Origin of the sequence: Burkholderia sp. AU6039, assembly GCF_002223365.1 — a bacterium.
Lineage (GTDB): Bacteria > Pseudomonadota > Gammaproteobacteria > Burkholderiales > Burkholderiaceae > Burkholderia.
Window position 1 is genome coordinate 447,664 of the sequence record NZ_NKFK01000007.1, and the last position, 24,035, is coordinate 471,698.

General features: G+C 69.7%; 22 protein-coding genes. 20 read left to right on the top strand and 2 right to left on the bottom strand.

The window, feature by feature from the left end; translation table 11 throughout:
* Positions 1-258 precede the first annotated feature (258 nt).
* Together CFB39_RS34210 and CFB39_RS34215 are read right to left on the bottom strand one after the other, a co-directional pair.
* Positions 259-1,131 (bottom strand): ferritin, encoded by an 873-nt coding sequence (locus CFB39_RS34210; protein ID WP_089476281.1) that lies wholly within the window; start codon positions 1,129-1,131, stop codon positions 259-261.
* A gap of 37 nt (positions 1,132-1,168) precedes the next feature.
* Positions 1,169-2,116 carry a fatty acid desaturase gene (locus CFB39_RS34215; protein WP_089476282.1) on the bottom strand — a complete coding sequence of 316 codons (948 nt, stop codon included), beginning with the start codon at positions 2,114-2,116 and terminating at the stop codon, positions 1,169-1,171.
* A gap of 416 nt (positions 2,117-2,532) precedes the next feature.
* Between CFB39_RS34215 and CFB39_RS34225 the strand changes: the two genes are divergently transcribed.
* From CFB39_RS34225 to CFB39_RS34320, 20 genes are read left to right on the top strand one after another with little or no spacing between them, the layout of a single operon-like run.
* Complete coding sequence (locus tag CFB39_RS34225) at positions 2,533-4,296, top strand: fatty acyl-AMP ligase (protein WP_256991520.1); 1,764 nt, start codon at positions 2,533-2,535, stop codon at positions 4,294-4,296.
* A complete protein-coding gene (locus tag CFB39_RS34230; protein ID WP_089476284.1) occupies positions 4,293-5,003 on the top strand; it encodes an ABC transporter ATP-binding protein in 711 nt (236 codons plus the stop codon). Before CFB39_RS34225 ends, CFB39_RS34230 begins: the two co-directional genes overlap by 4 nt.
* Entirely contained in the window at positions 4,975-6,192 is a 1,218-nt protein-coding gene (locus tag CFB39_RS34235; RefSeq protein WP_089476285.1) for an ABC transporter permease, read from the top strand. Before CFB39_RS34230 ends, CFB39_RS34235 begins: the two co-directional genes overlap by 29 nt.
* Positions 6,189-6,929 (top strand): outer membrane lipoprotein-sorting protein, encoded by a 741-nt coding sequence (locus CFB39_RS34240; RefSeq protein WP_089444416.1) that lies wholly within the window; start codon positions 6,189-6,191, stop codon positions 6,927-6,929. The genes CFB39_RS34235 and CFB39_RS34240 overlap by 4 nt, the downstream gene beginning before the upstream one ends.
* On the top strand, positions 6,919-8,238 hold the full coding sequence (locus CFB39_RS34245; protein ID WP_089476286.1) for a hypothetical protein: 1,320 nt from the start codon (positions 6,919-6,921) through the stop codon (positions 8,236-8,238). Before CFB39_RS34240 ends, CFB39_RS34245 begins: the two co-directional genes overlap by 11 nt.
* 15 nt (positions 8,239-8,253) lie before the next feature.
* Positions 8,254-9,363, top strand: coding sequence for a hypothetical protein (locus CFB39_RS34250; protein ID WP_089476287.1), 1,110 nt, complete (start codon positions 8,254-8,256; stop codon positions 9,361-9,363).
* 58 nt (positions 9,364-9,421) lie between these two features.
* Entirely contained in the window at positions 9,422-9,676 is a 255-nt protein-coding gene (locus CFB39_RS34255) for an acyl carrier protein (protein ID WP_011350104.1), read from the top strand.
* A 7-nt stretch (positions 9,677-9,683) separates the two neighbouring features.
* Positions 9,684-10,568 (top strand): hypothetical protein, encoded by an 885-nt coding sequence (locus CFB39_RS34260; RefSeq protein ID WP_089476288.1) that lies wholly within the window; start codon positions 9,684-9,686, stop codon positions 10,566-10,568.
* A 1-nt stretch (position 10,569) separates the two neighbouring features.
* Complete coding sequence (locus tag CFB39_RS34265; protein ID WP_089476289.1) at positions 10,570-11,208, top strand: hypothetical protein; 639 nt, start codon at positions 10,570-10,572, stop codon at positions 11,206-11,208.
* 1 nt (position 11,209) lies between these two features.
* Positions 11,210-12,193 carry a ferritin-like domain-containing protein gene (locus CFB39_RS34270; RefSeq protein WP_046547055.1) on the top strand — a complete coding sequence of 328 codons (984 nt, stop codon included), beginning with the start codon at positions 11,210-11,212 and terminating at the stop codon, positions 12,191-12,193.
* Positions 12,194-12,196: 3 nt separating this feature from the next.
* The gene (locus tag CFB39_RS34275; RefSeq protein ID WP_089433807.1) at positions 12,197-13,180 is read left to right on the top strand and encodes a ketoacyl-ACP synthase III family protein; all 984 of its coding nucleotides are present in this window, start codon (positions 12,197-12,199) and stop codon (positions 13,178-13,180) included.
* The gene (locus CFB39_RS34280; protein ID WP_089476290.1) at positions 13,170-14,345 is read left to right on the top strand and encodes a PLP-dependent decarboxylase; all 1,176 of its coding nucleotides are present in this window, start codon (positions 13,170-13,172) and stop codon (positions 14,343-14,345) included. Before CFB39_RS34275 ends, CFB39_RS34280 begins: the two co-directional genes overlap by 11 nt.
* 24 nt (positions 14,346-14,369) lie before the next feature.
* Positions 14,370-15,944, top strand: a complete 1,575-nt coding sequence (locus CFB39_RS34285) for an acyl-CoA ligase (AMP-forming), exosortase A system-associated (RefSeq protein WP_089476291.1) — start codon at positions 14,370-14,372, stop codon at positions 15,942-15,944.
* Positions 15,941-17,032 (top strand): hypothetical protein, encoded by a 1,092-nt coding sequence (locus CFB39_RS34290; protein WP_089476292.1) that lies wholly within the window; start codon positions 15,941-15,943, stop codon positions 17,030-17,032. The genes CFB39_RS34285 and CFB39_RS34290 overlap by 4 nt, the downstream gene beginning before the upstream one ends.
* Positions 17,032-18,882, top strand: a complete 1,851-nt coding sequence (locus tag CFB39_RS34295; protein WP_179257779.1) for an acyl-CoA dehydrogenase — start codon at positions 17,032-17,034, stop codon at positions 18,880-18,882. Before CFB39_RS34290 ends, CFB39_RS34295 begins: the two co-directional genes overlap by 1 nt.
* Before the next feature lies 1 nt (position 18,883).
* Positions 18,884-20,140 (top strand): citrate/2-methylcitrate synthase, encoded by a 1,257-nt coding sequence (locus tag CFB39_RS34300; protein ID WP_089476294.1) that lies wholly within the window; start codon positions 18,884-18,886, stop codon positions 20,138-20,140.
* 35 nt (positions 20,141-20,175) lie between these two features.
* Positions 20,176-20,838 (top strand): class I SAM-dependent methyltransferase, encoded by a 663-nt coding sequence (locus CFB39_RS34305; protein WP_089476295.1) that lies wholly within the window; start codon positions 20,176-20,178, stop codon positions 20,836-20,838.
* A 3-nt stretch (positions 20,839-20,841) separates the two neighbouring features.
* Positions 20,842-21,915 carry a TauD/TfdA family dioxygenase gene (locus CFB39_RS34310; protein ID WP_089476296.1) on the top strand — a complete coding sequence of 358 codons (1,074 nt, stop codon included), beginning with the start codon at positions 20,842-20,844 and terminating at the stop codon, positions 21,913-21,915.
* Positions 21,916-21,928: 13 nt separating this feature from the next.
* Positions 21,929-22,942, top strand: a complete 1,014-nt coding sequence (locus CFB39_RS34315; protein WP_089476297.1) for an ATP-binding cassette domain-containing protein — start codon at positions 21,929-21,931, stop codon at positions 22,940-22,942.
* Positions 22,935-24,014, top strand: coding sequence for an ABC transporter permease (locus tag CFB39_RS34320; protein WP_089476298.1), 1,080 nt, complete (start codon positions 22,935-22,937; stop codon positions 24,012-24,014). Before CFB39_RS34315 ends, CFB39_RS34320 begins: the two co-directional genes overlap by 8 nt.
* Positions 24,015-24,035 lie beyond the last annotated feature (21 nt).

The following is a 24,035-nucleotide window of genomic DNA, read 5'->3' on the forward strand; positions in this document are numbered from 1 at the left end:
ATTTTATTCATTTACCGTATTACGAAAAGAAACCACACCTCAACCTACACGCGGAATACCATTTAAATCCGTTATTTCATGTTTATAAAAACATACTAAACGCATGAAATTGAATTGCACCATTCAATTGCCGTAAATTGATGAACCTATTATGTCCGGCAATGAATATTCCGCCGCCCGGAAACGGCAACCCGCGTGCATGACGCCACCTATTCGTCCGGAATCGGTTCCGCCCTTTACCGGACGGGATGCGCGCCGCTATACCGCGTCCACCACGCCGTCCGTCACACGGGGCGTTCGCGCAGTCACTTCGCGGCGATAGCGGTTCAGCTCCTGCGCGGTCGCGAACGGGCGCTCGAACAGGATCGACAGGTTGTGCAGGATCCGCTCGACCACCTTCTTTTCCCATTCGCCATCGAAGCGGATCTGCTCGTCGAGCCAGCGCTCGAGCCATTCCGGATCGGGCAGGCGCGACTGCACGGTGTCGCGCGGGAACAGCGCCTGGTTCACGTGCAGGTTGGTCGGGTGCAGCGGCTTTTCAGTGCGGCGCGCCGACGCCATCAGCACGCCGATCTTCGCGAACGCGGCACGCGCGACGTCCCCACAGTCGTTCAGCGCCTTCTTCATATAGCGCAGGTACGCGCCGCCGTGGCGTGCTTCATCGCGCGAGATCGTTTCGTAGATCTGCTTGATGACCGGCTCGGTGTGCCAGTCGGCCGCGCAGCGGTACCAGTGGTTCAGGCGGATCTCGCCGCAGAAGTGCAGCATCAGCGTCTCGAGCGGCGGCGCCGGGTCGAATTCGAAGCGCACCGCGTGCAGTTCCGCTTCGGTCGGCACCCTTTCCGGCTTGAAGCGGCGCAGGTATTCCATCAGCACGAGCGAATGCTTCTGCTCTTCGAAGAACCACACGCTCATGAACGCGGAAAAGTCGCTGTCGTGCCGGTTGTCGCGCAGGAACATTTCCGTCGCGGGCAGCGCCGACCATTCGGTGATCGCGTTCATCCTGATCGTCTCGGCCTGCTCGTCGGTGAGCAGCGCCGCGTCGAAGCGGTCCCACGGAATGTCCGTCTCCATGTCCCAGCGCACCGCTTCCAGCGACCTGAAAAGTTCCGGATAGAGCATCGTCGTCACCGTCGTTGAAAGGCATTCGGGCCCGGCACCGGCCCGGTCATGCCGATTGCGTGGACGCCGGCGCCGCCGCTTCGGCGTCGGGTGCGCGGTCGTCCGCGTCGTCGTCCACCGTGCGCGGCGACAGCCTGCCGCGCAGCAGCGCGTAATAAAACTGCCGGTAGGTGCGGTGGTAATAGCGGATGCGCGGCCCGATCGCGCCATGCAGATCGTGCAGCCGCTCGATCGGCAGGTTCGGCATCATGTGGTGCTCGACGTGATAGTTGTTGCCGTTCGTGAACCACGTCATGAATGCATTGCTCTCGATCGTCCGCGTGTTGCGGAACGGATCGGTGCTCGTCAGGTCGCAGCGGTAATGCTCGGGCATCTCGACCAGCGCATGCACGGGCGCGGCCACGAACACGAGCGGCACGACCCACACCCACACGACGAACCACGTGTGCAGCGCGATCGACACGCCGGCCAGCAGCGCGATCGTCGCGACCATCAGCAGGTGATCGCGGCGGATCGCGCGCGACACGAGCGGGTTGTCGCCGAAGCGTGCGCCCGGCACGACGAGCTTCGCGACGTTCTTCGCGAACTGGATATAGTGCGCGGCCATCGACAGCCGCCACGCCCACAGGCCGAGATTCACGACGGGGCGCGCGCCATACTGGTCGCCGTAGTCGAAGAACTCCTTGTTCTCGGGCGTGCCGAGCAGCCGGTGATGGCGCAGGTGGCTGTCCTGGTACGCATGAAACGACACGAGCATCGGCATGCCGAGCAGCACGCCGAACACCATGTTGAGCCGCTTGCTCCTGAATCCCTGGTAATGCAGCGCCTGGTGCTGCAGCTCGACCCCGTGCGCGTACATCGCGCCGATCAGCAGGATGCCGACGATCTTCAGGACCACGACCGTCGACAGCGCGAACAGCATGCCATGCGCGATGAGTGCGACGTAGACCGCGAGCTTCAGCGAGAAGACGACGCCGCTCGGGCGGCTCTTCATGTCTGCAACCGGTTTCTGACGGGCGAGAAGCGATGAGGTGACGGACAAAATGCTCTCCTTGGCCGGACCCTGCCCGGCACGATGACGCGGCGACACTGGCGCGCTGCCGGGTTGCAATTCTTCTGTGAGTCGATGCTTCGGACAAGCGAATTTTCCGAACGCATTGCATGACGCCCGCGCATGAGCGCACCACATCGTGAACTAGACGACCGGTCGAATGCGTACCGACCATTCACCTCGCACGGGCTCGCGCGTATACACATGGCAGCGCCGAGTGGATGCGTGCTGCTCATGCATAGCCTGCAAATATTCCGTTTGTCGCGTCATGTCGATCCGGCAAGAATCCCCCTCACTCGACGAACGGCGCCGCCGGCACCGTGGCGCGAGCGGCCGTGTTCCTCAAGGGGAGAATCCTCGTGACGAAGTGCGCATCCACCATTCATCGCCTCATCGAATCGCTCGAGGACGTCGCGGGCGCCATGCATCGCATGACGTTCGTCGACGACGCCGGCAACGAGGCGAGCATCACGTACCGGCGCTTCGCGGAAGAAGTGTTTCGCCAGGCCGGCGCGCTGCGCGAACTCGACGTGCGCGAGAACGACATGGTGATGCTGGCCTTGCCCGCGTCGGTCGAGCACGCGGTCGCGATGATGGCCTGCGTGATGACGGGCGCACTGCCCTGCACCGTGCCTGTTCCCGCGCGCCGCGCCACCACCGGGCGGCAGGTGATCGACGTGGCATGCGAGCTGTACCGGCCGCGCCTCGTCATCGCTGCCGATGCGCAGTCGTCCGCCTGGCGCGACGACGCATTTCCCGCTTCGTCCACGCGCGTCGTCGATCTCGACACGCTGTCGATCGTCGCCGATGCCGGCGCCCGCGCGCTGATCAGCGCGAAGCACGGCCGCGATCCGCATCATGTCCAGCTCACGTCCGGCTCGACGTCGCACCCGAAGGCCGCGGTGCTCAGCCACGAGAACGTGATCGCGAACGTGCTCGGCATCGGCGGGTCGGTGCGTTTCGACATTGCGGCCGGCGACGGCACCGCGTCGTGGCTGCCGCTCTATCACGACATGGGGCTGCTCACGCTGCTGTCGAACCTGCATTACCGTGCGCCGCTGCTGATGATGCAGCCGAACAGCTTCATTCGTAATCCGCTCGGCTGGTTGAAGCGCATCGCGTCGGTGCGCGCGACGACGACGTCGGTGCCGACCTTCGCGCTGCGCTACTGCGTGCGCCGTTTCAATGCCGCCGCGATGGAAGGCGTGGATCTTTCCGCGTGCCGCAACATCTTCATCGGCGGCGAACGCGTGGACGACGCGACGCTGCGCGACTTCGCCGCGACGTTCGCGCCGTACGGTCTAGCGGCATCGGCGCTGCAGCCGTGCTACGGGATGGCCGAGTCGACGCTCGCGGTATCGATGCATCGTGCGTGGCACGACGGCACCGTTGACGGCGCGCCGTACGTGATCGCCGACACGCTCGACCGTCGCGCGCTGATCGAGCGCCGCGACGCGCAACCGGCCGCCGCGAACGACGGCGCCGATACCGACACCGAAACCGTGCTCGCGATGGGCACGCCGATCGAGGGCATGGCGTTCCGGATCCTCGACGACGGCGACCACGCGCTGGCGAATCGCGCGGTCGGCGAAGTCGCGATCCGCGGCACGTCGGTGATGCTCGGCTACCTGAATCCCGACGACGGTTCGATCGCCGCGCCGCTGACGGCCGACGGCTGGTTCCGCACCGGCGACATCGGCTATATCGCCGACGGCCAGCTGCATATCCTCGGGCGCAAGAAGGAAGTCATCATCATTCGCGGCAGCAACTACTTCCCGCATGAAATCGAGGAAGCGCTGGCCTCTCATCGCACGCTGCGCAAGAGCACCTGCATCGCGTTCGGGTTGCCCGATCCCGAGACGGGCACCGAGCGGCTGGTCGTCGCGATCGAGGCGCGGCCCGTCGATGCGACGCCGCAGACGCGCGCCGAGTGCCAGCAACTGCTCGCGTCACGGATCGGCTTCGCCGCGCAGGATCTGTGCTTCGTCGAACCCGGCTCGCTGCCGCGCACGACCAGCGGCAAGCTGCAGCGCCTGAAGTGCCGCGACCTCTATGCGAGCGGCGCGCTGTCCGTGATCCACGCGACGGCCGCCGCCGAAGCCGGCCAGGGAGCGTACGCATGACGACCGCCACGCTCACGCCGGTGCTCGAACTGCGCGACGTCTCGCGCGTGTACGAGGGCGCGGGCCGCGTCGTCGCGGTGCGCGGCGCGACGATCTCGATCGGCCGGCGCGACGTCGTCGCGCTCGTCGGCCCGTCGGGCAGCGGCAAGAGCACGCTGCTCAACCTGGCCGGCTTTCTCGACGTGCCGAGCACCGGCGAACGCTGGCTCGAAGGCCGCCGGATCGACGATGCGCCGGACACGCTCGAACGGATTCGCCGCGAGCGCATCGGCTTCGTGTTCCAGCAGTTCAACCTGATTCCGGTGATGTCCGCGCTCGAGAACGTCGAGCTCGGCTGCTTCGCATGGGGCACGCCGCGCACGCGGCGCGAGCGCGCCCGCGCGATGCTCGACGCGGTGGGGCTCGCCGCGCGCGAACGCCATCGCCCGGGCGAGCTGTCCGGCGGCGAGCAGCAGCGGGTCGCGCTGGCCCGCGCGCTCGCCAAGGAGCCGGCGATCGTGATCGCGGACGAGCCGACCGCCAGCCTCGACAGCACCAACGCACGGGCGGTGGCCGAGCTGATCCTCGACACCAACCGCACGCTGGGCACCGCCTTTCTGATTGCGTCGCATGACGATCGTCTGTGCGCGCACCTGCCGCGCCGCATCGAGATGCGCGACGGCGTACCGGGAGTGAATCGTGAACTGGTCGACGTTTGCGTGGCGTAACCTCTGGCGCAACAAGCGCCGCACCGTGCTGACGATGGCGATGATCGGCGTCGCCGCGTTCGCGTCGAGCCTCGCGCTCGGCTACGTGATCGCGACTTTCGACGCGGTGCGCGAAGGGTCGATCGACAGCGGCGTCGGCCACGTGCAGGTGCTGCACCACGGCTATCTCGACCTGATCGGCGAGCGGCCGCTGCAGTACGGGCTCACCGCCGACGAGCAGGCCACCGCGACGCACGCGATCGCGGCACTGCCCGGCGTCGCGACCACCGCGCGCGGCATCGACTTCGACGGGCTGATCTCGAACGGCGATCTCAGTTACGGCTTCGTCGGCGAAGGCCTCGAGCCGAACCGCGAGCCGCCCGGCTTCTTCGACTATCACACGGTGATGTCGGGCCGCTACCTGTCGCCGACGAATGCCGGCACCGAAGTCGTCGTCGGCGCGGAACTCGCGCGCAAGCTCGGCGTGCACGTCGGCTCGGTCGTGCAGTTGATGGCGTCGACCGCGCACGGCGGCATCAACGCGACCGACGCGCAGATCGTCGGCGTGATGAGCACCGGCAACAAGGACGTCGACGAGCGGATCGTCAACGTGACGTTCACGGCCGCCCAGGCGCTGCTGCGCACCGACCGCGCGTCGCGCCTCGCGGTGTTCCTGTCGGACACCGCGCACACACCGGCCGCCGCCGCGACGCTGCGCGCCGCGCTGCCGACGCTCGACGTGAAGACCTGGGACCAGCTCGTGTCGCTCTATCACCAGGTCGTCGCGCTGTACAAGAACCAGTTCTCGGTGTTCGGCGCGATTCTCTGCCTGACCATCCTGCTGTCGATGAGCAACTGGATCCTGATGAGCATCGTCGAGCGCCGTCGCGAGATCTCGACGCTGCGCGCGCTCGGCGTGCCGGCCGCGACGGTGCGCGGCGTGCTGATCCAGGAAACCGCCTTCCTCGGCCTGCTCGGCGCGGCCGCCGGCATCGCGGTGGCGCTGCTGACGATGGTCGCGCTCAATCACGCGCAGATCCACCTGCCGCCGCCGCCGGGCCGCGTGAAGTCGATCCTGCTCGCATTCACGGTCTCGCCGGCCGCCGTGGCCGCCGTCGAAGGCGCGTTCGTCGTGCTCGGGGTGGCCGCCGCGCTGCTCGCGACGCTCGGCCTCGCCAAACGCAACATCCTCGAAGGACTCGCCCCATGATTCGCATTCGCCACCTGGCCGCCGCGCTCGTCGCGTGCGCGCCGCTCGTGCATGCCGCCGACGCCCCGACGGCCCAGACCATGCTCGCCCGTGCCGACGCATACCGCAGCACAGCCGCCGATACGCAGACGAACATCCAGATCACGAACGAAGTCGGCGGGCAGTCCGGCGACGCGACGCGCTACCTCGTCTATACGCGCGGCAACGGCGACACGCTCGCGCTGACGCGCAGCGGCGAGAACGACGGCCAGAAATACCTCGCGACGACGCGCGGCCACTGGTTCTACGTGCCGAACACGCGCAGCGCGGTGCGCATCAACGGGATGCAGCGGCTGCAGGGCGAGGTCGTGATCAGCGACATCACGCGCACGCACTGGGCGGACAGCTATCGCGCATCGGCCGCGCCGGGCGCGACGACGATCGCCGGCAAGCCGGCCACCGAGCTCGACCTGACCGCGACCGATCCCGACAACGTCTACCCGACGATCAAGCTGTGGGTCACGCCCGATACCGACGTGCCGGTGCGCGCGCAGTTCTTCCTCGCGAGCGGCCTGCTGTTCCGCAGCGCCGATTTCTCCGCGCCGGTCGATGCGAACGGGCGCAAGGTGATCCGCAAGATCACGTATCGCAACGAGATCGAAAAGCAGCGCGCGAGCGTCGTCGACATCCTCGACGGCCAGCCGCGCAAGATTCCGTCGGGCTGGTTCAACCCCGACACGCTTGCCGATGGTCAGTGACCACGCCGCCCATGTCGACGCTCATCGTGACCGCCTCCGTCCATCATCCGGCCGACTCTGGCCCGCCGCCGCGCTCGCCGTCCCGCTTGCGCTCGGCTGCACGCTCGCGCACGGAGAATCGCTGATGGAACAGTTGAGCACGCTGAACGGCATCGCTTACGCACGCACCGTCGACAGCATGGACGGGCACGCGCTGCTAGGCAACCTGATCGGCGACCAGCCGCGCAACCTGCAGGAAGCGGGCCTGCTCGCGCGCATCGACGGCGAGAACCTGTTCATGAACGCCCGTGCCGTGGCCAGCAACCACTCGCTCGGCGCGCAGGCCACCCGCTTCAACGAGGCCGGCGTGCGCTACGCGTTCGACAACGGCATCACGCTCACGGCCGGCAAGCGGATCGACCCGCTCGATACGTCGCAAGCGTTCTTCCCGCTCGGCTTCTTCCAGAAGCGGGCCGCGACGGCCGACATCTACGACCGCTACGGCGATGTCGAAGGCACGCCGCTCGTCGAAGCGAAATGGGCCGGCGAACAGACCACGCTGCAGTTCATCGCCGGCGAGAACCACACGCTGCGCAGCGACGTCGACAACCGCGACGTGCAGGGCGCGACGCAGCTCGTGCGCGGCGCGTACAACTGGTCGGGCGGCTCGGCCGCGTTGCTCGCGGGCCGGCATGCGGGCCACGGCGGCGCGGGCGCGACGCTGTCGTTCGACGTCGCGCGCTCGAACACCGTCTATGCGAGCGCGTGGCTCGAACGCGGCACGACACGGCCATTGCCGGCCTTCATCGCGAACGGCACGCCGCTCGATTCCGCGGCCGCGTACGACGCGGTCGATCGCCGCAACGATCGCCAGATCATGTGGCGCAGCGCGGTCGGCATGCAGAGCGCACTGCCCGGCAACTTCTCGCTGATCGTCGAGTGGTCGCACGACGAGGCGCGCTACGACGCGAACCAGTGGCGCCAGATGGTCAGCGCGGTCCGCGTGAACAACGCGCTGCTGCCCGTCGCGCCCGGCGCGGCGCTGGGCGGCCTCGGCGGCACGGCCGATTTCGTGAGCGTCGACGGCAACCTGCGCGACTACCTGTTCGCGCGGCTCGGCAAGAAAATCGGCCGCGTCGAATATTCGCTGCGCGGCGTCTATTCGCCGCAGGACAAGGGCCTGCTCGCGATCGCGCAGGTCGTCGCCGATGTGAACAAGCGCGTGAGCGTCGACGTCGCGGTCACCCGCGCGTTCTCCGACAGCAATTCCGAGTACCGGATGGTCGGTCTCGGCACCCGTATCGACGCCGCCGTGCGCGTGCGCTTCTGACAGGAACCCTGCCCCATGTCCACGCTTTCCGCTCCCGCTTCGTCCGCCGACCCGCTCGCGCCCGCGCCGCTGCTGCTGCGCGTGGCCGACCAGGCCGCGTATCCGGTGCTGCGCCACTTCGATATGATCGCGTCGCTCGGCACGCCGCCGCGCGCGGCGGCCCGGCTCGTCGAAGCCGCTGCCGTGCGGCTGCTCGACAGCGAGATGGTGATCGCGCTGCAGGCCGCCACGCCGGACGTGCTGCCCGATTCGTCCGCGTCGACGCCGCTGCGGCACGACGAAGCGCCGCTCACCGAAGCGCTGCTCGAACAGATCAGCCGCGAAGGATTCCATCACCTGTTCAAGCCGTTCATGCGCGCGTTCATCCGCATCATGTTCGGGCTGTTCTTCTCCGACGACCAGAACCGTCGCGCATGCGACTGCATCGACAGCGGCCACAACTTTGCATTCCTGATGAGCGACGGCGGCGGCCCGACGCTCGCCGCGTGGCGCACGGTCGTGCGCAGCGACGACAACGGCCTCGCGCTCACCGTCGACAAGGTGTGGGGCATCGAGGCGCATCGCGACTGCATGGCGGTAGTCGCCGCGCGGTTGCCGGGCGTGATGTTCCCGGCCGCCTACCTCGTGTGGCCCGACGAGTACCGCAAGCTGAAGCGCACGACCTGCGGCGCGCCGTTCCTCGCCGGCAACCTGCAGCTCGCGAACGTCAGCGGCCAGGTGCGCGCCCATGCCGAGGATCGCCTGCGCATCGGCGGCCCGACCGTGTTCAACAAGTACCTGACCGTCGTGCGCCCCTACTTCGTCCGCGCGCTGATGGCGCACGTCGGCTGGCTCGCGCAAACGGGCCGCATCGAACTCGACGCCGACGCGCGCGCCGTCCACCAGTTCATCGCCCACGCCGCACGCAGCCAGACCGACGACGCGCACTACAGCTTCGGCAAGGTGCAGCGCGTGCTCGCGATCAAGCTGCTGTCGAACGAATTCCTGACCGCGCTCGTGCGCGACGGCAGGGTGGCGACTTTCGACGACCAGCGCGACCTGCTGGCGTTTTCGAAGATGGAAGGCAGTTCGTACCGTTGTTATCACGAGCTTCGCAAGAGCCTGCGCTGCGAAGCCGGCAGTTGACCCACGCGACAGGCCGATCGATCCCGATCAACCCACTTCATTATCAGGAGCTCCTCTCATGACGACCCAGAACGTTCCGGCCGACGCGCTCGACATCCTGTCCCGCGAAGTCGCGAAGATCCTCAACGTCGAGACCGTCGACACCGACGCCGGCATCGGCGAACTCGGCATCGATTCGCTGAACATCGTCGAGCTGATCGTGTTCTGCGAACAGCTCTACGGTTCGATCGACCCGGAAGCGCTGAACATCACGCAGTACACGACGCTGCAGCAGCTCGACGCGCAACTGCGCCGCCAGCAGCACGCCGCCTGACACGACGATGCTCGCGCCCCTTGCGACCGCGGCGGCCCCCGCCGCCCAGCCGGCCCCGGCGACCGCGCTGACCGTGCAGGCGCTCGCGTACCGGCGCGTCGCGCCGTCGCGCGACGGCGCGGCCGGGCCGCTCGACGACACGGCCCGCGCGATCGGCACGCTCGCGTGCGCCGAACGCGAGCGGCTGTGCGGCGCGGTCGGCGCGGACGACTACGTGGTCAGCTCGACGATCCTGTCGATGCTGCTGATGAACGATTCGCCGCAGCATCGCGTGTTCGCGCAGGCACTGGCCGGCGCGAACGACTACACGCCGGACTGGATGACCTGCTCGTACGAATGCGCGGGCTGGGGCTACGTATTGCGCCGCTCGCTCGCCACCGCGGCCGAGACCGGGCCGCGCACGCTGCTGCTGCAGATCGTCGACATCGACGTGCACGGCTACACGTACTGGCACGGCAACCCCGCCTGGGGCCGCTCGGGCTTCGGCGTGTGCACGCTGCTCGTCGACGTCGGCCGCGAAGCGTCGCCGTCCATGACGTCGGTGCTGGCCGAGGCCGCGCCGCCGGCCAGCGCGGTCGTGCGGCTGGGCCGCGACATCCGCACCTTCTGCGCGGCCCGCCCCGGCTTGCACGCGGCGCTGCCGTTCTTTCCGGCGACGTCGCGCCGTGCGCTGCTCGCGTCGGTCGGCAAGACGCCGCTGCTGCCGGACGGTCACGGGCAGTTCGGTCATGCGTTCGGCAGCGATCCGTGGCTATCGGTGCTGCTCGCGCATCGCGACGGCGACACGCCGCGCCGCGCGGCCGTCTGCTCGCTCGCGCTGAACGGCTATTACGCGGTCGCCGACGTCGCGTTCGCGCCGGACGCGACGTTCTCGCTCGACGACGAGGCGTGACATGGTGCGACCCGTTCACTTCACCTACCGGATCGAGCGCGACGCGCGGCAGCCGGTCGCGGTTGCCGCGAGCGCGTACCGGATGCCGCTCGACACGCCCGCCGACTATGCGCGCGCCGCGCTCGCGGAAAGCGCCGGCGACGTGTACGACGCCGGCGCCGTGCATACGGGCGATGCACTCGGCGGCGAGCGCCGCGTGTTGCTCGACCACGTCCAGTACTTCGCATTCCTCGCCGAAATCACGGCACGCATCCGCGACGCCGTGCATCCGGACGCACGCGTATTCATCGAAGTCTGCGCGCCGTACTTCGGCGCGCTGCCGGCCGAACTGCTCGCACCGCACGTGCTGCTCGGCGTGCACCTGTACGACGAAGCGTTGCGCGATGCCGCGCGCGGCGCACCCGTCGTGTGGATCGGCGACCGGATCCTGCGCGACGCGGAGTTCGCCGGCGACAACCGCGTGTGCTGCGCGATCTGGCCGGCGCGGCTCGCCGACGCCTTCGACGCGCAATTGCGCGGCGCATGGCCGGCGTATGCGATCCGCCTCGACCCGCACCCGGCCGCGCCGCGCGCCGCCGCCACGACGCTTACCGATTCCGCCCATCATTCCGGCGCCGCCGCGCGGCCGGGGAGACCTTGAAATGACTGACACGCTCACCGTAATGCAGGACACGGCCGACATCCGCTGGTCGATGCCCGTCGACGCCCTGATGTCGAACGACTACGCCCTGCGCGAAGAGGCGCTGAACCGCTTGTACGAAAAGGCGAAGGCCGCGCAGTGGGACGTCGCGACCGATGTCGACTGGAGCCACGATCTCGATCCGGCGAACCCGCTCGGCATGCCCGACCCGACGCTGCTGATCTACGGCACCGAGCTGTGGGGCAAGCTCTCGGACACCGACAAGCGCGAGGTGCGCCATCACGCGCAGGGCTGGCTGCTGTCGCAGATCCTGCACGGCGAGCAGGCCGCGCTGATCTGCGCATCGAAGCTCGCGTCGGCCGAGAACGGCCTGAGCGCGCGGCTGTGCGCGGCCGCGCAGATGATGGACGAAGCGCGCCACGTCGAAGCCTACGCGAAGCTCGTGAACGAGAAGCTCGACGTCAGCTACCCGATGAGCCGCTCGCTGAAGGGGCTGCTGCACGACACGATCACGAGCAGCGCGCTCGACATGACGAACCTCGGGATGCAGGTGCTCGTCGAGGGCATCGCGCTGTCGATCTTCCAGAGCGTCGTCGCGTACAGCACCGATCCGTTCATCAAGGACTTGTTCGTGCGGATCCAGCGCGATGAATCGCGTCACTTCGCGGTCGGCCGGATCACGCTGTGCCGCGTGTATGCGGAGATGAGCGCGGTCGAGCTGCGCGAGCGCGAGGAGTTCGTCTGCGAAGGCGCGGCCGTGCTGTACGAGCACCTGTGCGCGGACGACATCTGGGAACCGATGGGCCTGTCGAAGCGCGAATGCAGCGCGATGGTGCGCGAGTCGCCGGTCTCCAGCTCGATCCGTCGCTCGATCTTCCGGCGCCTGGTGCCGACGATCCGCGAGATGGGCCTGCTCACGCCGACCGTGCAGGCGACCTTCGAAAAACTCGACGTCCTCGACTACGCGGCGATGCCGCTCAACTGAACCATGACGACGACCTCCTCCCAAGCGTCACGCGATTTCTGGATCGGCATCGACGCGGTGGCCTACGAGCTGCCGGGTCTGCCCGTCGATATCGAGGCCTGGGCCGCCGAGCGCGACTACCCGGCGCAGCGGGCCGCGGCGATCGCGCACTCGGGCAGCCGCTATTTCCACATGGCGCTCGACACGAGCGAGACCGATCTCGCGATCGCGGCGGCCGGCCGCCTGCTCGACACCGCGCGCGTGCATCCGTCCGACATCGGCGCGATCGTGCACGTGCACACGCAGCAGTTCAGCGTGCCGCCCGCGCCGCGCAGCCTGCCGCACGAGCTGGCCGCGCAGCTCGGCATCGAACCGTTGTGGCTCGGCTCGGTCGCCCAGCTGAACTGCGTGTCGGTCGCGGCCGGCATCGAGACGGTGCGCGCGCTGATGCGCCGCTATCCGCAGCTCGACGCGGCGCTCGTCGTGTCGTCCGACCGCGTGTACGGCGAGGATTACCGGATGCGGCAGATGACGGGCGTGCAGTGCGACGGCGCGGCCGCGATGCTGATCGCGCGCAACAGCACGAAGAACCGGCTCGGCGGCATCGCGATCGAGACGCATGCGAAATGGCATCGCGGCTCGGACACCGTCGCCGCGAACGAGGCCGACCTGATCATGATGGAGTGGCCGTACACCCGCAAGGCGATCGACGCGGCGGTCGCGCTCGAGCCGTACGCGCTCGACGCGTACGAACTCGTGCTGCCGCACAACGCCGACCTGCCCGGCTGGAACGCGCTGTGCCGCGCGATGCGCGTGCCGGCCGAGCGGCTCTATGCGGAAAACATCCATGCGCGCGGCCATGCGTGCTGCTCGGACTTCCCGATCAACCTGGCCGACGTCGGGCTCGACGCGGTCGCGCGCGGCCAGCGCGTGCTCGGCGTGATGCAGTCGAACTGCGGCGCGTACGCGGCCGCCACGCTCCATCCGGTGGGCCGCCATGACGCTTGAGCGCCCGCTTCCGCCCGCCGGCGACCACGCGTGGATCGCCGACCTGCGCACGCCCTGCTACGTGTACGAGCCGGAGGTCGCGATCGCGCGCTACCGGTCGCTGAAGGCGCGGCTCGGCACGCGGCTGATCGTGTCGTTGAAGGCGAACCCGAACCAGGACATGCTCGCCCGCTGCGCGCATGCGTACGAGGACGGCGTCGAACTCGCGAGCCGCGGCGAACTCGACGCGGTGATCGGCCGGATCAAGACGCCGCGCTACCTGAACAACCCGTCGATGGACGAGATGTTCATGCGCGCCGGGCTCGCGTCGCGCTGCCATTTCGTGCTCGACAACCCGGACGCGGTCGCGCGCTTCGTGCCGCTGGCGCGCGAGGCGGCGGCCGGCGGCAGCACGCCGGGCGCCGTGCTGCTGCGCGTGAATGCCGGCGCGCTGGCCGGCGATGATGCGCGCGCGCTGTGGCACGACCACTTCGGGATGACGCCGAACGAGGCGCACGACGCGGTGCGCACGCTCGTCGCCGCCGGTTTGCCGGTGGCCGGGCTGCACGTGTTCTCCGGCCCGCATTCGTTCATCCGCCAGGACGCGACGCAGCCCGACACGCTCGTGCTGCCCGAGCGGCTCGCGGCGCTCGCCCGCGATCTCGCGCCCGCCAACGGCGCGCCGCTCGCGTCGCTGAGCCTCGGCGGCGGTTTTGCCGACGATCATCCGGGCGATGCCGCGTTCGAGCGCTATGCAACTGCGCTCGCGCCGCTCGCCGGCCAGTACTCGCTCGCACATGAATCGGGCCGCGCGATCTTCGCCGATGCGGGCGTGTTCGCGACGCGCGTCGTCGCGGTCAAGACGTGGCAGGACCGCACGATCGCCGTCTGCGACGGCGGGCTGTCGCATGCGTTCCTGCTGGCGCAGACCGAATCGGTGATGCGCCGGCTGGCCGCGCCGTCGCTCGTGCGCCACAAGCCCGCCCCGCCGGAGCGCGGCGTGCCGACGATCTATGTCGGCAGCACCTGCAGCCGCGCGGACGTGATCGGCCGCGACGACACGGGCGCGCCGCCGCAGGTCGGCGACATCGCCGTATTCGCGCGCTGCGGCGCGTATCACCGCACGTACTCGATGGCGCATTTCCTGTCCCACGAAGCCGCGCACGTCTACGTGCGGCCTGCCTAGACCCACCTGAGAGAGAAGCCGATCATGAACGCCCTGATCAGCGTCGCCGACCTGCTCGAACACGGCGCCGCACGCTGGCCGCAGCATCCCGCGTATGCCGACGGCGGCGGCACGATGACCTACGAACAGCTCGCACGCGCGGTCCGCCGCGCGGCCGCCGCGCTCGCGTCGCGCGGTGTGCAGCCCGGCGAGCGCGTCGCCATCTACGCGCCGAAGCGCATCGAAACCGTGGTCGCGATGCTCGCGGCCAACGCGCTCGGCGCGATCTTCGTGCCGGTCAATCCGCAGTTGAAGGAAGCGCAGATCGAACACATCGTCGCCGACAGCGGCGCGGCGCTGTTCATGACCGGCGCGCAGCGGTTGAAACGCCTGCCGGCGCTCGCCGCGCTCGTCGGCGAACGCGCGATGCTGATCGAGGAACTGGCCGACGCGATCCACGCGCCCGGCACCGACACACCGGCTCCGCTTCCCGCCGGCCGGCCGGTGGACGACGATCCGGCCGCGCTGCTCTACACGTCCGGCTCGACCGGCAAGCCGAAAGGCGTGGTCGTGTCGCATCGCAACCTCGTGTCGGGCGCATTCAGCGTCGCCGCGTACCAGGGGCTGGCCGACGACGACGTCGTGCTCGGCGTGCTGCCGCTCAGCTTCGACGCGGGCCTGAGCCAGCTCACGACCGCGCTGGCCGCCGGCGCGTGCTACGCACCGCTCGACTTCCTGCAGCCGGCCGAAGTGCCGCGCCATTGCGACGCGTTCGGCGTGACGTCGATCACCGGCGTGCCGCCGTTGTGGATGCAGCTCGCGTCCGCCGGCTGGAGCGACACGGCGCGCACGCGGATCCGCCGCTTCGCGAACACCGGCGGCCATCTCGCGACGCCGCTGCTGCACCGCCTGCAGGCGGTGTTCACGAACGCCGCGCCGTACCTGATGTACGGGCTGACCGAAGCATTCCGCTCGACCTACCTGCCCCCGGCCGACGCGGCACTGCGCCCGACGTCGATCGGCAAGGCGGTGCCGAACGCCGAGATCCTCGTGCTGCGCGCGGACGGCAGCGAATGCGCGGCCGACGAACCCGGCGAACTCGTGCATCGCGGCGCGTTCGTCACGCTCGGCTACTGGAACCGGCCCGAGCTGACCGCGCAGCGCTTTCGCCCGCTGCCGCGCCGGCACGGCGAGATCCCGCGCGCCGACGTCGCCGTGTGGTCCGGCGACATCGTGCGGCGCGATGTGGACGGCTACCTGTATTTCGTCGCGCGCGGCGACGACATGATCAAGACGTCCGGCTATCGCGTGAGCCCGACCGAAGTCGAGGACGTGCTGTTCGCGCTGCCCCACATCCGCGAGGCGGCGGTATTCGGCGTGCCGCACGCATCGCTCGGCGAGGCGATCGCCGCGTGTGTCGTGTCGACGCTCGACGCCGAAGCATGCCGCGCCGACATCGCACGCGCCTGCCGCGACGCGTTGCCGACCTACATGAGCCCGCTCGTCGTCGAGCCGCTGCCGGCGTTGCCGCGCAACCCGAACGGCAAGATCGACCGCCCCGCGCTGAAAAACCAGTATCGCGACGCGTTCGCGCCCACGAACGAGGAGACCGCCGCATGACCCTGTCGACGCTCGATGAAACCTGCCTCGGCGCGCGCCGCATCGCCGAGCCCGGCACGCTGGCCCTGTCGGGAGGCGTCGTGGTGCTGCCGCCCTCTGTCGTATTCAGCGCGATCCAGGCGCAGGAACGCCATCCCGGCTACCGGCACCTGCTGCTGCCGCAGGCGCGCTTTGCCCGGCCGCGCGGAATGGGCGCGTTGACGCCCGACGAAGGCACGCGCCTCGCGCCGGGCGGCCGGCCCACGCTGCGGGTTGCGCCGCCCGGGCGCAGCCTCGCCGATCTCGCCGCCGACGCGGCCCTCGACCTGCGCGACCAGCTCGGCTCCGGGCAGCTGGCCCGCACGACCCACGTGATCGTCGCGAGCTGCGCGCTCAACGAAGGGATCGGCGACTCGGTCGTCGGCCGCATGCAGTACGAGCTGGGCCTGCAACGCGTGACGCCGTTCGCGCTCGGCCAGAACGGCACGCTCGGCTGGTATTCGGCGCTGATGCTGCTCGACGGGCTGCTTGACGAAGGCGACCAGGCGCTCGTGATCCTCAGCGACAAGTGGCTCTACCCGTTCTTCCGCCAGTTCGGCGACCTGGTCGGCTACGGCGACGCGGCCGCCGCGCTGCTCGTGTCGCGCGCGGGCCCGGCGCCCGAGCCGGCCGACTGGGGCGGCGTGCGGTCCGTCGCGATGGAATTCGGGCCGTCGATCGCCGATCCGTGGGCCGACGCGCCCGGCACGTTGCGCGACACGCTCGCGCCGGTCGCCGCGCGTGCGATCCGCCGCGCGCTCGACCTGGCCGGGCTGCGCGCCAGTGAGATCGACTGGTGCGTGCCGCCCGGCTTCGATCCCGGCTTCGCGGCGCGCGTGGCCGACGCCGCGTCGATCCCGGTCGCCGCCCGCATCCAGCATGAAGCCGCCGGCCACCTGTCGTCGGCCGAATCGGCGGCCGCGCTGATCCGGCTCGCCGGCGCGCTCGACGAAGGCGAACGCCGCACGGTGCTCGTGTGGGATGCGGCACTGCATGGCGCGGCGGCGGCGGCCGTCGTCGACCTCGCCGGCGGCCTCGATGCCGCGCTCGATATCGAAGGAGACGCGTGATGAGCGCCTACAAGGTGAGCCTGCGCGAACTGCGCTTCTTTCTGTGGGAACTGTTCGAAGCCGACAAGCGGTTTCTGGCGGAACACGGCCTGTACGGCACGCATGACCGCGCATCGATCGACGCGCTGCTCGAACGCGCGCGCGATTTCGCGCTCGATCTCGGGCGCAGCTACCAGCAGGCGGACGTCGAGGGCTGCACGCTGCTCGACGACGGTCAGGTGCGCATTCCGTCGCATTTCCACGCGCTGTGGGCGCGCTTTCGCGACGAATGGTCGAACACGCTGTTCGGCACCGCGCACGGGCTGCCGCCGATCGTCACGCAGATGATCTACGAGATGTTCATGGGCGCGAACCCGTCGTTCATGACGTACGGCGGCTTCACGCGCCCCGCGATCAAGCTGCTGCAGATGCACGGCACGCCGCACCAGAAAGCGCTGATCGCACCGCTCGAGGCGTACCGCTGGGATGCCTGCTTCTGCGCGACCGAACCGCAGGCCGGCACCGACCTCACCGCGGTCGCGCTGCGCGCGACACCGCTCGAACGCGACATCTACGCGATCGACGGCGAGAAGGTCTACATCTCGGCCGGCATGCACGAGCTGACCGAGAACACGCTGTATTTCGTGCTCGGCCGCATCGACACCGCGTCGCCGGACTCGTTCTCGCTGTCGTGCCTCGTCGTGCCGCGCTTCTGGCCGGACGAGGAAACGGGCGAGCTGCAGTCGAACCATGTCGACTGCATCGGCCTGCCGCGCAAGATGGGGCTCAAGGGCTGCGCGAACACGCATCTGGTGTTCGGTTCGAACGGCACGACCAAAGGCTGGCTGCTCGGCGGCCGGCGCAACATCGGCCTGCTGCAGCTGATGCCGCTGATGAACCAGGCGCGGATGAGCACCGGGATGTTCGGCGTCGGCGTCGCGTCGAGCGCGTACCTGCATGCGGTCGAGTATGCGGGCCGCCGGCTGCAGGGCCGGCCGATCGAACGCGCGTCGAACACCAATGCCGCCCGCGTCGCGATCGTCGAGCACGCGGACGTGCAGCGCATGCTGGTCGACATGAAGAGCCGCGTCGACGGCTGCCGCGGCCTGCTCGGCAAGCTCGCCGCGACCGCCACGCGCGCGGCGATGCTCGAAGCGACGCCCGACGCCGACCCGGCCGAGATCGAGCGCCACCGCAAGCTGCAGTTGCTGCTGACGCCGATCTGCAAGGCGTTCATCTCCGACCAGGCATGGCGGATCTGCGAAACCGCGATCCAGGTGCACGGCGGGCTCGGCTATACCGATGCAAGCCCCGTCGAGCAGAACGCGCGCGACGTGAAGATCCTGTCGATCTGGGAAGGCACGAACTACATCCAGGCGCAGGACCTCGTGCGCGACAAGCTCGGCTTCGGCCGCCATTCGCGGCTGATCCAGTACTACCGCGACGAACTCGACGTGTTCCTCGCGCGCCAGCATCACACCGGCACGCATGCGGAGCTGCGCCCGCTGTTCGATGCGCTGCGCACCGGCGCCGACCGGATCGCCACCGCGCTCGACGACATCGCGCGCGACGTGCAGGACGGTCACACGCACCGCAGCAGCCAGTTCTACACGCGCTTTCTCGAGATGTTCGGCGTCGTCACGTCGGCGTGGGTGCTGCTCGAATCGGCGACGATCGCCGCGCGCCGGCTCGACGCGCCGGACACCGCCGATACGCCGGCCGAACTCGCGTTCTATCGCGGCAAGCTGAAAAGCGCGCGCTACTACTTCGCGAACGTGCTGCCCGTGGTCGACCAGCACGCGGCCGTGATCGCCGCGATGGCGCATGCGGCGATCAGCGTCAGCAGCGACGAACTCGCGCAGGTGGAATGACATGGAGACGACGCTCGATTCCGGTACGTCCACCACGACGGCCCCGCCCGCGTCAGCCGGCGACGCGCCGCGCAACCTGCTCGGCCGCCCGGCGACGCGCCATCGCGGCACCGACATCGACGGCGCGACGCTCGAACCCGAAGCGCTGCGCGTGCGCGATCTCGACCTGAACGCGCTGATTGGCTCAACGACGTTCGAAGGCGCGCTCGCGCACCTGTGGTTCGACGTCGCGCCCGGCAGCGCCGCGCATCGCGCACACGAAGCGGCCATCGGCGCGCGGCTCGCGGCGTTCGCCGATGCACTGGCACCCGGGAGTGCCGCGCAATCCGTCGCCGCGGATCTCGGCGCGGCCGGTGTCGCGCCGGTGTTCGCGGCAGCGTCCGGCCTGCTGCGCGGCTTCGACGACGTGACGGCCCGCACGCATGGCGAAGCACCGGGCGACGCCGATCTCGACACGATGCTGCTGTGCGCGGCCGCGGCACCGTTCCTGCTGCACGCGGCGATCGAAGGCCGCCCGTTCGCCGCACGCCACGACTCGATCGGCGCCTCGCTCGCCGGCACGTCGAACCAGGCGCAACGCATGCTCGTGCTGACCGGCGCGACGCGCAACGACGCAGCGGCCCAAGCCGCGATGGACATGCTGCTCGTCGCGTGGCACGCCGGCTTCGGCTACATCACGCCGACCGTGCTCGCACCGCGGGTCGCCATCGGCACCGGTGTCACGCTCACGCAGGCGATCGCGTCCGGTTTCCTCGCGAGCGGGCCGTCGCACGTCGGTGCGGCGCTCGAAGCGATGCAGTGGCTCGCCGCGCTCGCGCAGTCGGTGCCGGGCGGCACCGGCGCACCGCCTGCCGCGCTCGACGCAGCCGGGCGCGCGGCGATCGACGCCACGCTCGATGCGAAACGCACGCTGTACGGCTTCGGCCATCCGCTGTTCGTCGCCGACCCGCGTCCGCCGCACATGCGCGCGCGGTTCGCGGCGCAAGGCTTCGACGGCGCGTACGTGACGCTGTTCGACGCGTGCTGCGCGCAAGCCGACGCCCGTCGCGCGTTGCGCCCGAACATCGATTTCCTGACGGCCGCGACGCTGCTCGAACTCGGTGTCGCCGCGCCGTCGTGGGGCGTCGGCGTCGGGCTCGGCGCACGCATCGCGGCGATGGCCGCGCATGCGGTCGAGCGGCGCCGCCGCCCGGCTTTCGGCGTCAACAGCGCGACCGCGCGACGGCTGCTGGCCGCCGTGCCGGTCGGCTGGCTGTGAACCCTCATCTCTCCGCACTCCGCAAAAGGACCGTCATGCTGCTCAAGAACCTGCGCCCGGCGAACGACTACGATCGCTTCGCCACCGAAACGCTCGAACCGTGGGACCTGCTGTTCATCAGCCGCATCCGCCAGCTCGCACGCGGGATGACGCCCGGCGTGATCGCCGACATCGGCACGGCCACCGGCGTCGTGCCGGTGCGGCTCGCGACCGACCCGGCGATGCGCGGCTGGCGCTACGTCGGCATCGACCTCGATCCGGCGATGCTCGACGAAGGCCGCCCGCGCATCCACGCACTCGACCTCGACGACACGATCGAGATGCGCGTCGGCGATGCGCTCGCGCTGCCGTTCGACGACGGCACGCTGACGATGGCCGTCGGCCGCGCGACGCTGCACCACCTGCCGGACAAGGCATTGAGCCTCACCGAGATGTATCGCGTGCTGGAGCCGGGCGGCATCGCGCTCGTGCACGACATGCGCCGCGACGCGCCGCAGCACCTGCTCGACCGCTTCACCGAGATGCGCGCCGCCGCCGACTATCCGCCGACCCACGTCGAGGAGAAGATCACGCTCGACGAAGCGCATGCACTCGTCGCCGAAGCCGGTCTCGCGGAAGTCGCGTCGATCTACAGCCCGAGCGCCGGGCTCGGCGCGCTCGGCTTCGAGATCCTGCTGAAGAAACCGGCGCTGGCCTGAGTGATGACCGACCTCGCCTTCCTTGCCGCGCACGCCGCCGCGCGGCTCGGCGCCGACGACGTGCACTGCGCGGCGGTCGCGCCCGGCGCGACGCTGCCGCTGTGCGTGACGCCGCGCAGCGCCGAACTCGCGACCTCGCCGGAGATGTTCGTCGCGTGGTACCGCTCGCGGCTCGACACGATCGACACGCTGCTCGACGCATGCGGCGCGCTACTGTGGCGCGGCTTCGCGGTGCCCGACACCGCCGCGTTCGGCCAGCTCGGCGCGCTGTATCCGCCGCACGCGAACGGCTATACGGCCGGCGCCGCGCCGCGCAAGCAGATCGACGGCCAGGTGTACGAGTCGACCCGCATGCCGCCGCCGTTCAAGATCGGGCTGCACCAGGAGATGGCCTACATGCCCGCGTTCCCGCGCCTCGTCGCGTTCTATTGCCGGCAGCCGGCCGACGCGGGCGGCGAGACGCCGATCTGCGACATGCGGCGCGTGACGGCGCGCGTGCCGGCCGCGCTGCGCGAACGGTTCGCCGAACGCGGCGTGATGTACCTGCGCAATTTCGCGGCGCCCGGCGCGCGCGCGGACGGCCTCGCCGCCCATCCGGGCATGCCGTTCGCCGAATACCACCGGCCGTGGGACGACGCGTTCGGCACGACCGAGCGCGACGAGGTCGAGCGGCTGTGCGCGGAGCGCGGCGTCGGCTGCCGCTGGCTCGACGACGGCAGCGTGACGGTGTCGCACGTCGGCAGCGCGCTGCGCACGCATCCGCGCACCGGCGAAACCGTGTGGTTCAACCAGGCGAGCGCGCAGCACCCGAATCCGCGTTCGATGGGCGAGCTCAGCTACCGCTACCTGCAGCGCATGTACGCCGGGCGCGCGGCGTTCCCGTACGAGATCCGCTATGGCGACGGGTCGCCGATGCCGTTCGACGATCTCGTCGCGATCTACGACGCGTTCGACGACGAGGAGCGCGCGTTCCCGTGGCAGGCCGGCGACGTGCTCGTCGTCGACAACATGCTGGTCGCGCACGGCCGCAACCCGTACCGGGGCGCGCGCGACACGCAGGTCATGCTGTTCGACTGACAGGAAGCCGACGATGAGCGATTCGTTCCTCGCCTCCGTGCGCGCGCTGTTCGGCCCGCACACCGCGTTCGACCGGCCGCTGCGCACGGCCACGCAGCCGCTGCCCGATGCGCACTCGCCCGGTGCTGCGCTCGGCGCGCGCGCGATCGACGTCGCGGCCGGCGATTTCCGTTTTTCCGCGCGGCACGTGCGATTCCGGCTCGGTGCAATCACCGCGATCGTCGGGCCGAACGGCTCCGGCAAGACCACGCTGCTCGAAACGCTGCTCGGCTTCCGGCGCGGCGGCACCGATGTGCGCGTGCTCGACGTGCCGGCCGCGCGCTTCATGCGCGATACGCCGTCGTTGCGGCGCATCGGCGCGCAGTTGCAGAAGGTCGAGTATCCCGACCATCTCCGCGTGTCGGAGATCGTCGCGCTGCACCGCGCGATGTATGTACGTGCTGACGCCGCGGTCACGGATGCGCTCGGCATCGCCGAACTGCTCGACAAGCCTTGCCGCGCGCTGTCGAAGGGGCAGCGCCAGCGCATCGATCTCTACGTGGCGCTCGCGCACCGGCCGGAACTCGCCGTGCTCGACGAACCGTTCACCGGCCTCGACCGTCGTTACGCGGGCGTCGTGATCGACCTGCTGCGCGACCGTGCACGCGGCACGAGCGTCGCGATGATCTGCCACGCCGAGGAAGAGCTGGCCGTCGTCGACGATCTCGTGTGGGTGCGCGACGGCGGCGTGCGCTATCAAGGCGACAAGGACGCGCTGCGCGCCGAGCTCGTCGGCGAAGCGCGCGCGGTCCTGCATTGCCGCGACGAAGCCGATGCGCGCGCGCTGCGCAAGCGGCTCGCGGCGCTGCCCGGCGTGACCGGCGTGCGCGTATCGGCCGCGCATGTCGTCGAGGTGTTCGGCGACGCGACGCTGCATCCGAACGTGCACCGCATCGTCGGCGAACAGGGCATCCAGCACCTCGCGCTCGCGCCGAGCACGCCGGGCGACCTGCTGCGCCTCTGTACCGAGGGCCCCACCCATGACTAAGGTGTTCCTGATTCTCGTGCGCAACGAGCTGCTCGGCTATCTGCGCAGCCGCTCGTCGCTGTTCTGGACGCTGGTGTTCCCGGTGTTCCTGCTGAGCGTGATGCTGTTCGCGTTCGGCGGATCGGGTTCGCTCGGCACCGCGGACATCGCGTTCGTCGTCCCCGGCGGCGCGACCCCGTTCAGCCGCGCCTGCGAAGCGCAGATCGTCGACAGCCTCACGCACAGCGACACGGTGAAGGCGACCTTCGACGGCCGCGGCGCGGCGGCCGACCGCGTGACCGTCGTGCTCGGCCACGACGAGCGCACGCCGGCGACGATCCGCTACGACTTCAACGGCTCGCTCGCGGTCAAGGCCGCGTCGCGCGTCGTCGAGATCGCGCTCGCACGCTGCGCCGCGCAGCGGCTCGGGCTGCCCGCCGCGCAGGCGCGCTTCGAGAACGCCGCACCCGCGCGCCGCCCGTTCGACTACGGCGCGTTCTTCGCGACCGGCATTCTCGTGATGGCGTTCATGGCGATCGGCCTCAACTCGACGACGACCGCGATCGCGTCGCTGCGCGAGCGCAATACGTTCAAGCTGTACGTGTGCTTCCCGGTCTCGCGCGGCGTGTTCCTCGCCGCGCTGATCGTCGCGCGGATGATCATGATGGCGCTGTCGGCGCTCGTGCTGCTGACCGTCGCGCGCGTCGCGTTCGGCATCGCGCTGCCGATCGCCACGCCCGACGGGCTGCGCGCATTGCCGATCGTGCTGCTCGGCGCGGCGATGGTGCTCAGCATCGGCGTGCTGCTCGCGAGCCGCGCCAAATCGCTCGCCGCCGCCGAACTCGCGTGCAACGTCACCTACTACCCGCTGCTGTTCTTCAGCGACCTGACGATCCCGATGCACGACGCGCCGGCCTGGCTGAAGGCGGTGCTCGCGTTCCTGCCGACCAACCAGTTCGCGGTCGCGCTGCGCGGCGCGCTGGTCGACGGCGCCCCGTATGCGCAACTCGCGCCGCAACTGCTCGGCATGACCGCGAGCACCGCGCTGTTCCTGTTCGCCGCCGCGCGGCTGTTCCGCTGGCACGACGCTTGATGCGTCGCCCGCTGTTTCACT

Bases quoted from the DNA above. Each gene is read 5' to 3' on its own strand.
- CFB39_RS34215 (WP_089476282.1), bottom strand. From the start codon at position 2,116: ATGAAGAGCCGCCCGAGCGGCGTCGTCTTCTCGCTGAAGCTCGCGGTC.
- CFB39_RS34230 (WP_089476284.1), top strand. From the start codon at position 4,293: ATGACGACCGCCACGCTCACGCCGGTGCTCGAACTGCGCGACGTCTCG.
- CFB39_RS34240 (WP_089444416.1), top strand. From the start codon at position 6,189: ATGATTCGCATTCGCCACCTGGCCGCCGCGCTCGTCGCGTGCGCGCCG.
- CFB39_RS34245 (WP_089476286.1), top strand. From the start codon at position 6,919: ATGGTCAGTGACCACGCCGCCCATGTCGACGCTCATCGTGACCGCCTC.
- CFB39_RS34250 (WP_089476287.1), top strand. From the start codon at position 8,254: ATGTCCACGCTTTCCGCTCCCGCTTCGTCCGCCGACCCGCTCGCGCCC.
- CFB39_RS34255 (WP_011350104.1), top strand. From the start codon at position 9,422: ATGACGACCCAGAACGTTCCGGCCGACGCGCTCGACATCCTGTCCCGC.
- CFB39_RS34260 (WP_089476288.1), top strand. From the start codon at position 9,684: ATGCTCGCGCCCCTTGCGACCGCGGCGGCCCCCGCCGCCCAGCCGGCC.
- CFB39_RS34265 (WP_089476289.1), top strand. From the start codon at position 10,570: ATGGTGCGACCCGTTCACTTCACCTACCGGATCGAGCGCGACGCGCGG.
- CFB39_RS34270 (WP_046547055.1), top strand. From the start codon at position 11,210: ATGACTGACACGCTCACCGTAATGCAGGACACGGCCGACATCCGCTGG.
- CFB39_RS34275 (WP_089433807.1), top strand. From the start codon at position 12,197: ATGACGACGACCTCCTCCCAAGCGTCACGCGATTTCTGGATCGGCATC.
- CFB39_RS34280 (WP_089476290.1), top strand. From the start codon at position 13,170: ATGACGCTTGAGCGCCCGCTTCCGCCCGCCGGCGACCACGCGTGGATC.
- CFB39_RS34285 (WP_089476291.1), top strand. From the start codon at position 14,370: ATGAACGCCCTGATCAGCGTCGCCGACCTGCTCGAACACGGCGCCGCA.
- CFB39_RS34290 (WP_089476292.1), top strand. From the start codon at position 15,941: ATGACCCTGTCGACGCTCGATGAAACCTGCCTCGGCGCGCGCCGCATC.
- CFB39_RS34295 (WP_179257779.1), top strand. From the start codon at position 17,032: ATGAGCGCCTACAAGGTGAGCCTGCGCGAACTGCGCTTCTTTCTGTGG.
- CFB39_RS34300 (WP_089476294.1), top strand. From the start codon at position 18,884: ATGGAGACGACGCTCGATTCCGGTACGTCCACCACGACGGCCCCGCCC.
- CFB39_RS34305 (WP_089476295.1), top strand. From the start codon at position 20,176: ATGCTGCTCAAGAACCTGCGCCCGGCGAACGACTACGATCGCTTCGCC.
- CFB39_RS34310 (WP_089476296.1), top strand. From the start codon at position 20,842: ATGACCGACCTCGCCTTCCTTGCCGCGCACGCCGCCGCGCGGCTCGGC.
- CFB39_RS34315 (WP_089476297.1), top strand. From the start codon at position 21,929: ATGAGCGATTCGTTCCTCGCCTCCGTGCGCGCGCTGTTCGGCCCGCAC.
- CFB39_RS34320 (WP_089476298.1), top strand. From the start codon at position 22,935: ATGACTAAGGTGTTCCTGATTCTCGTGCGCAACGAGCTGCTCGGCTAT.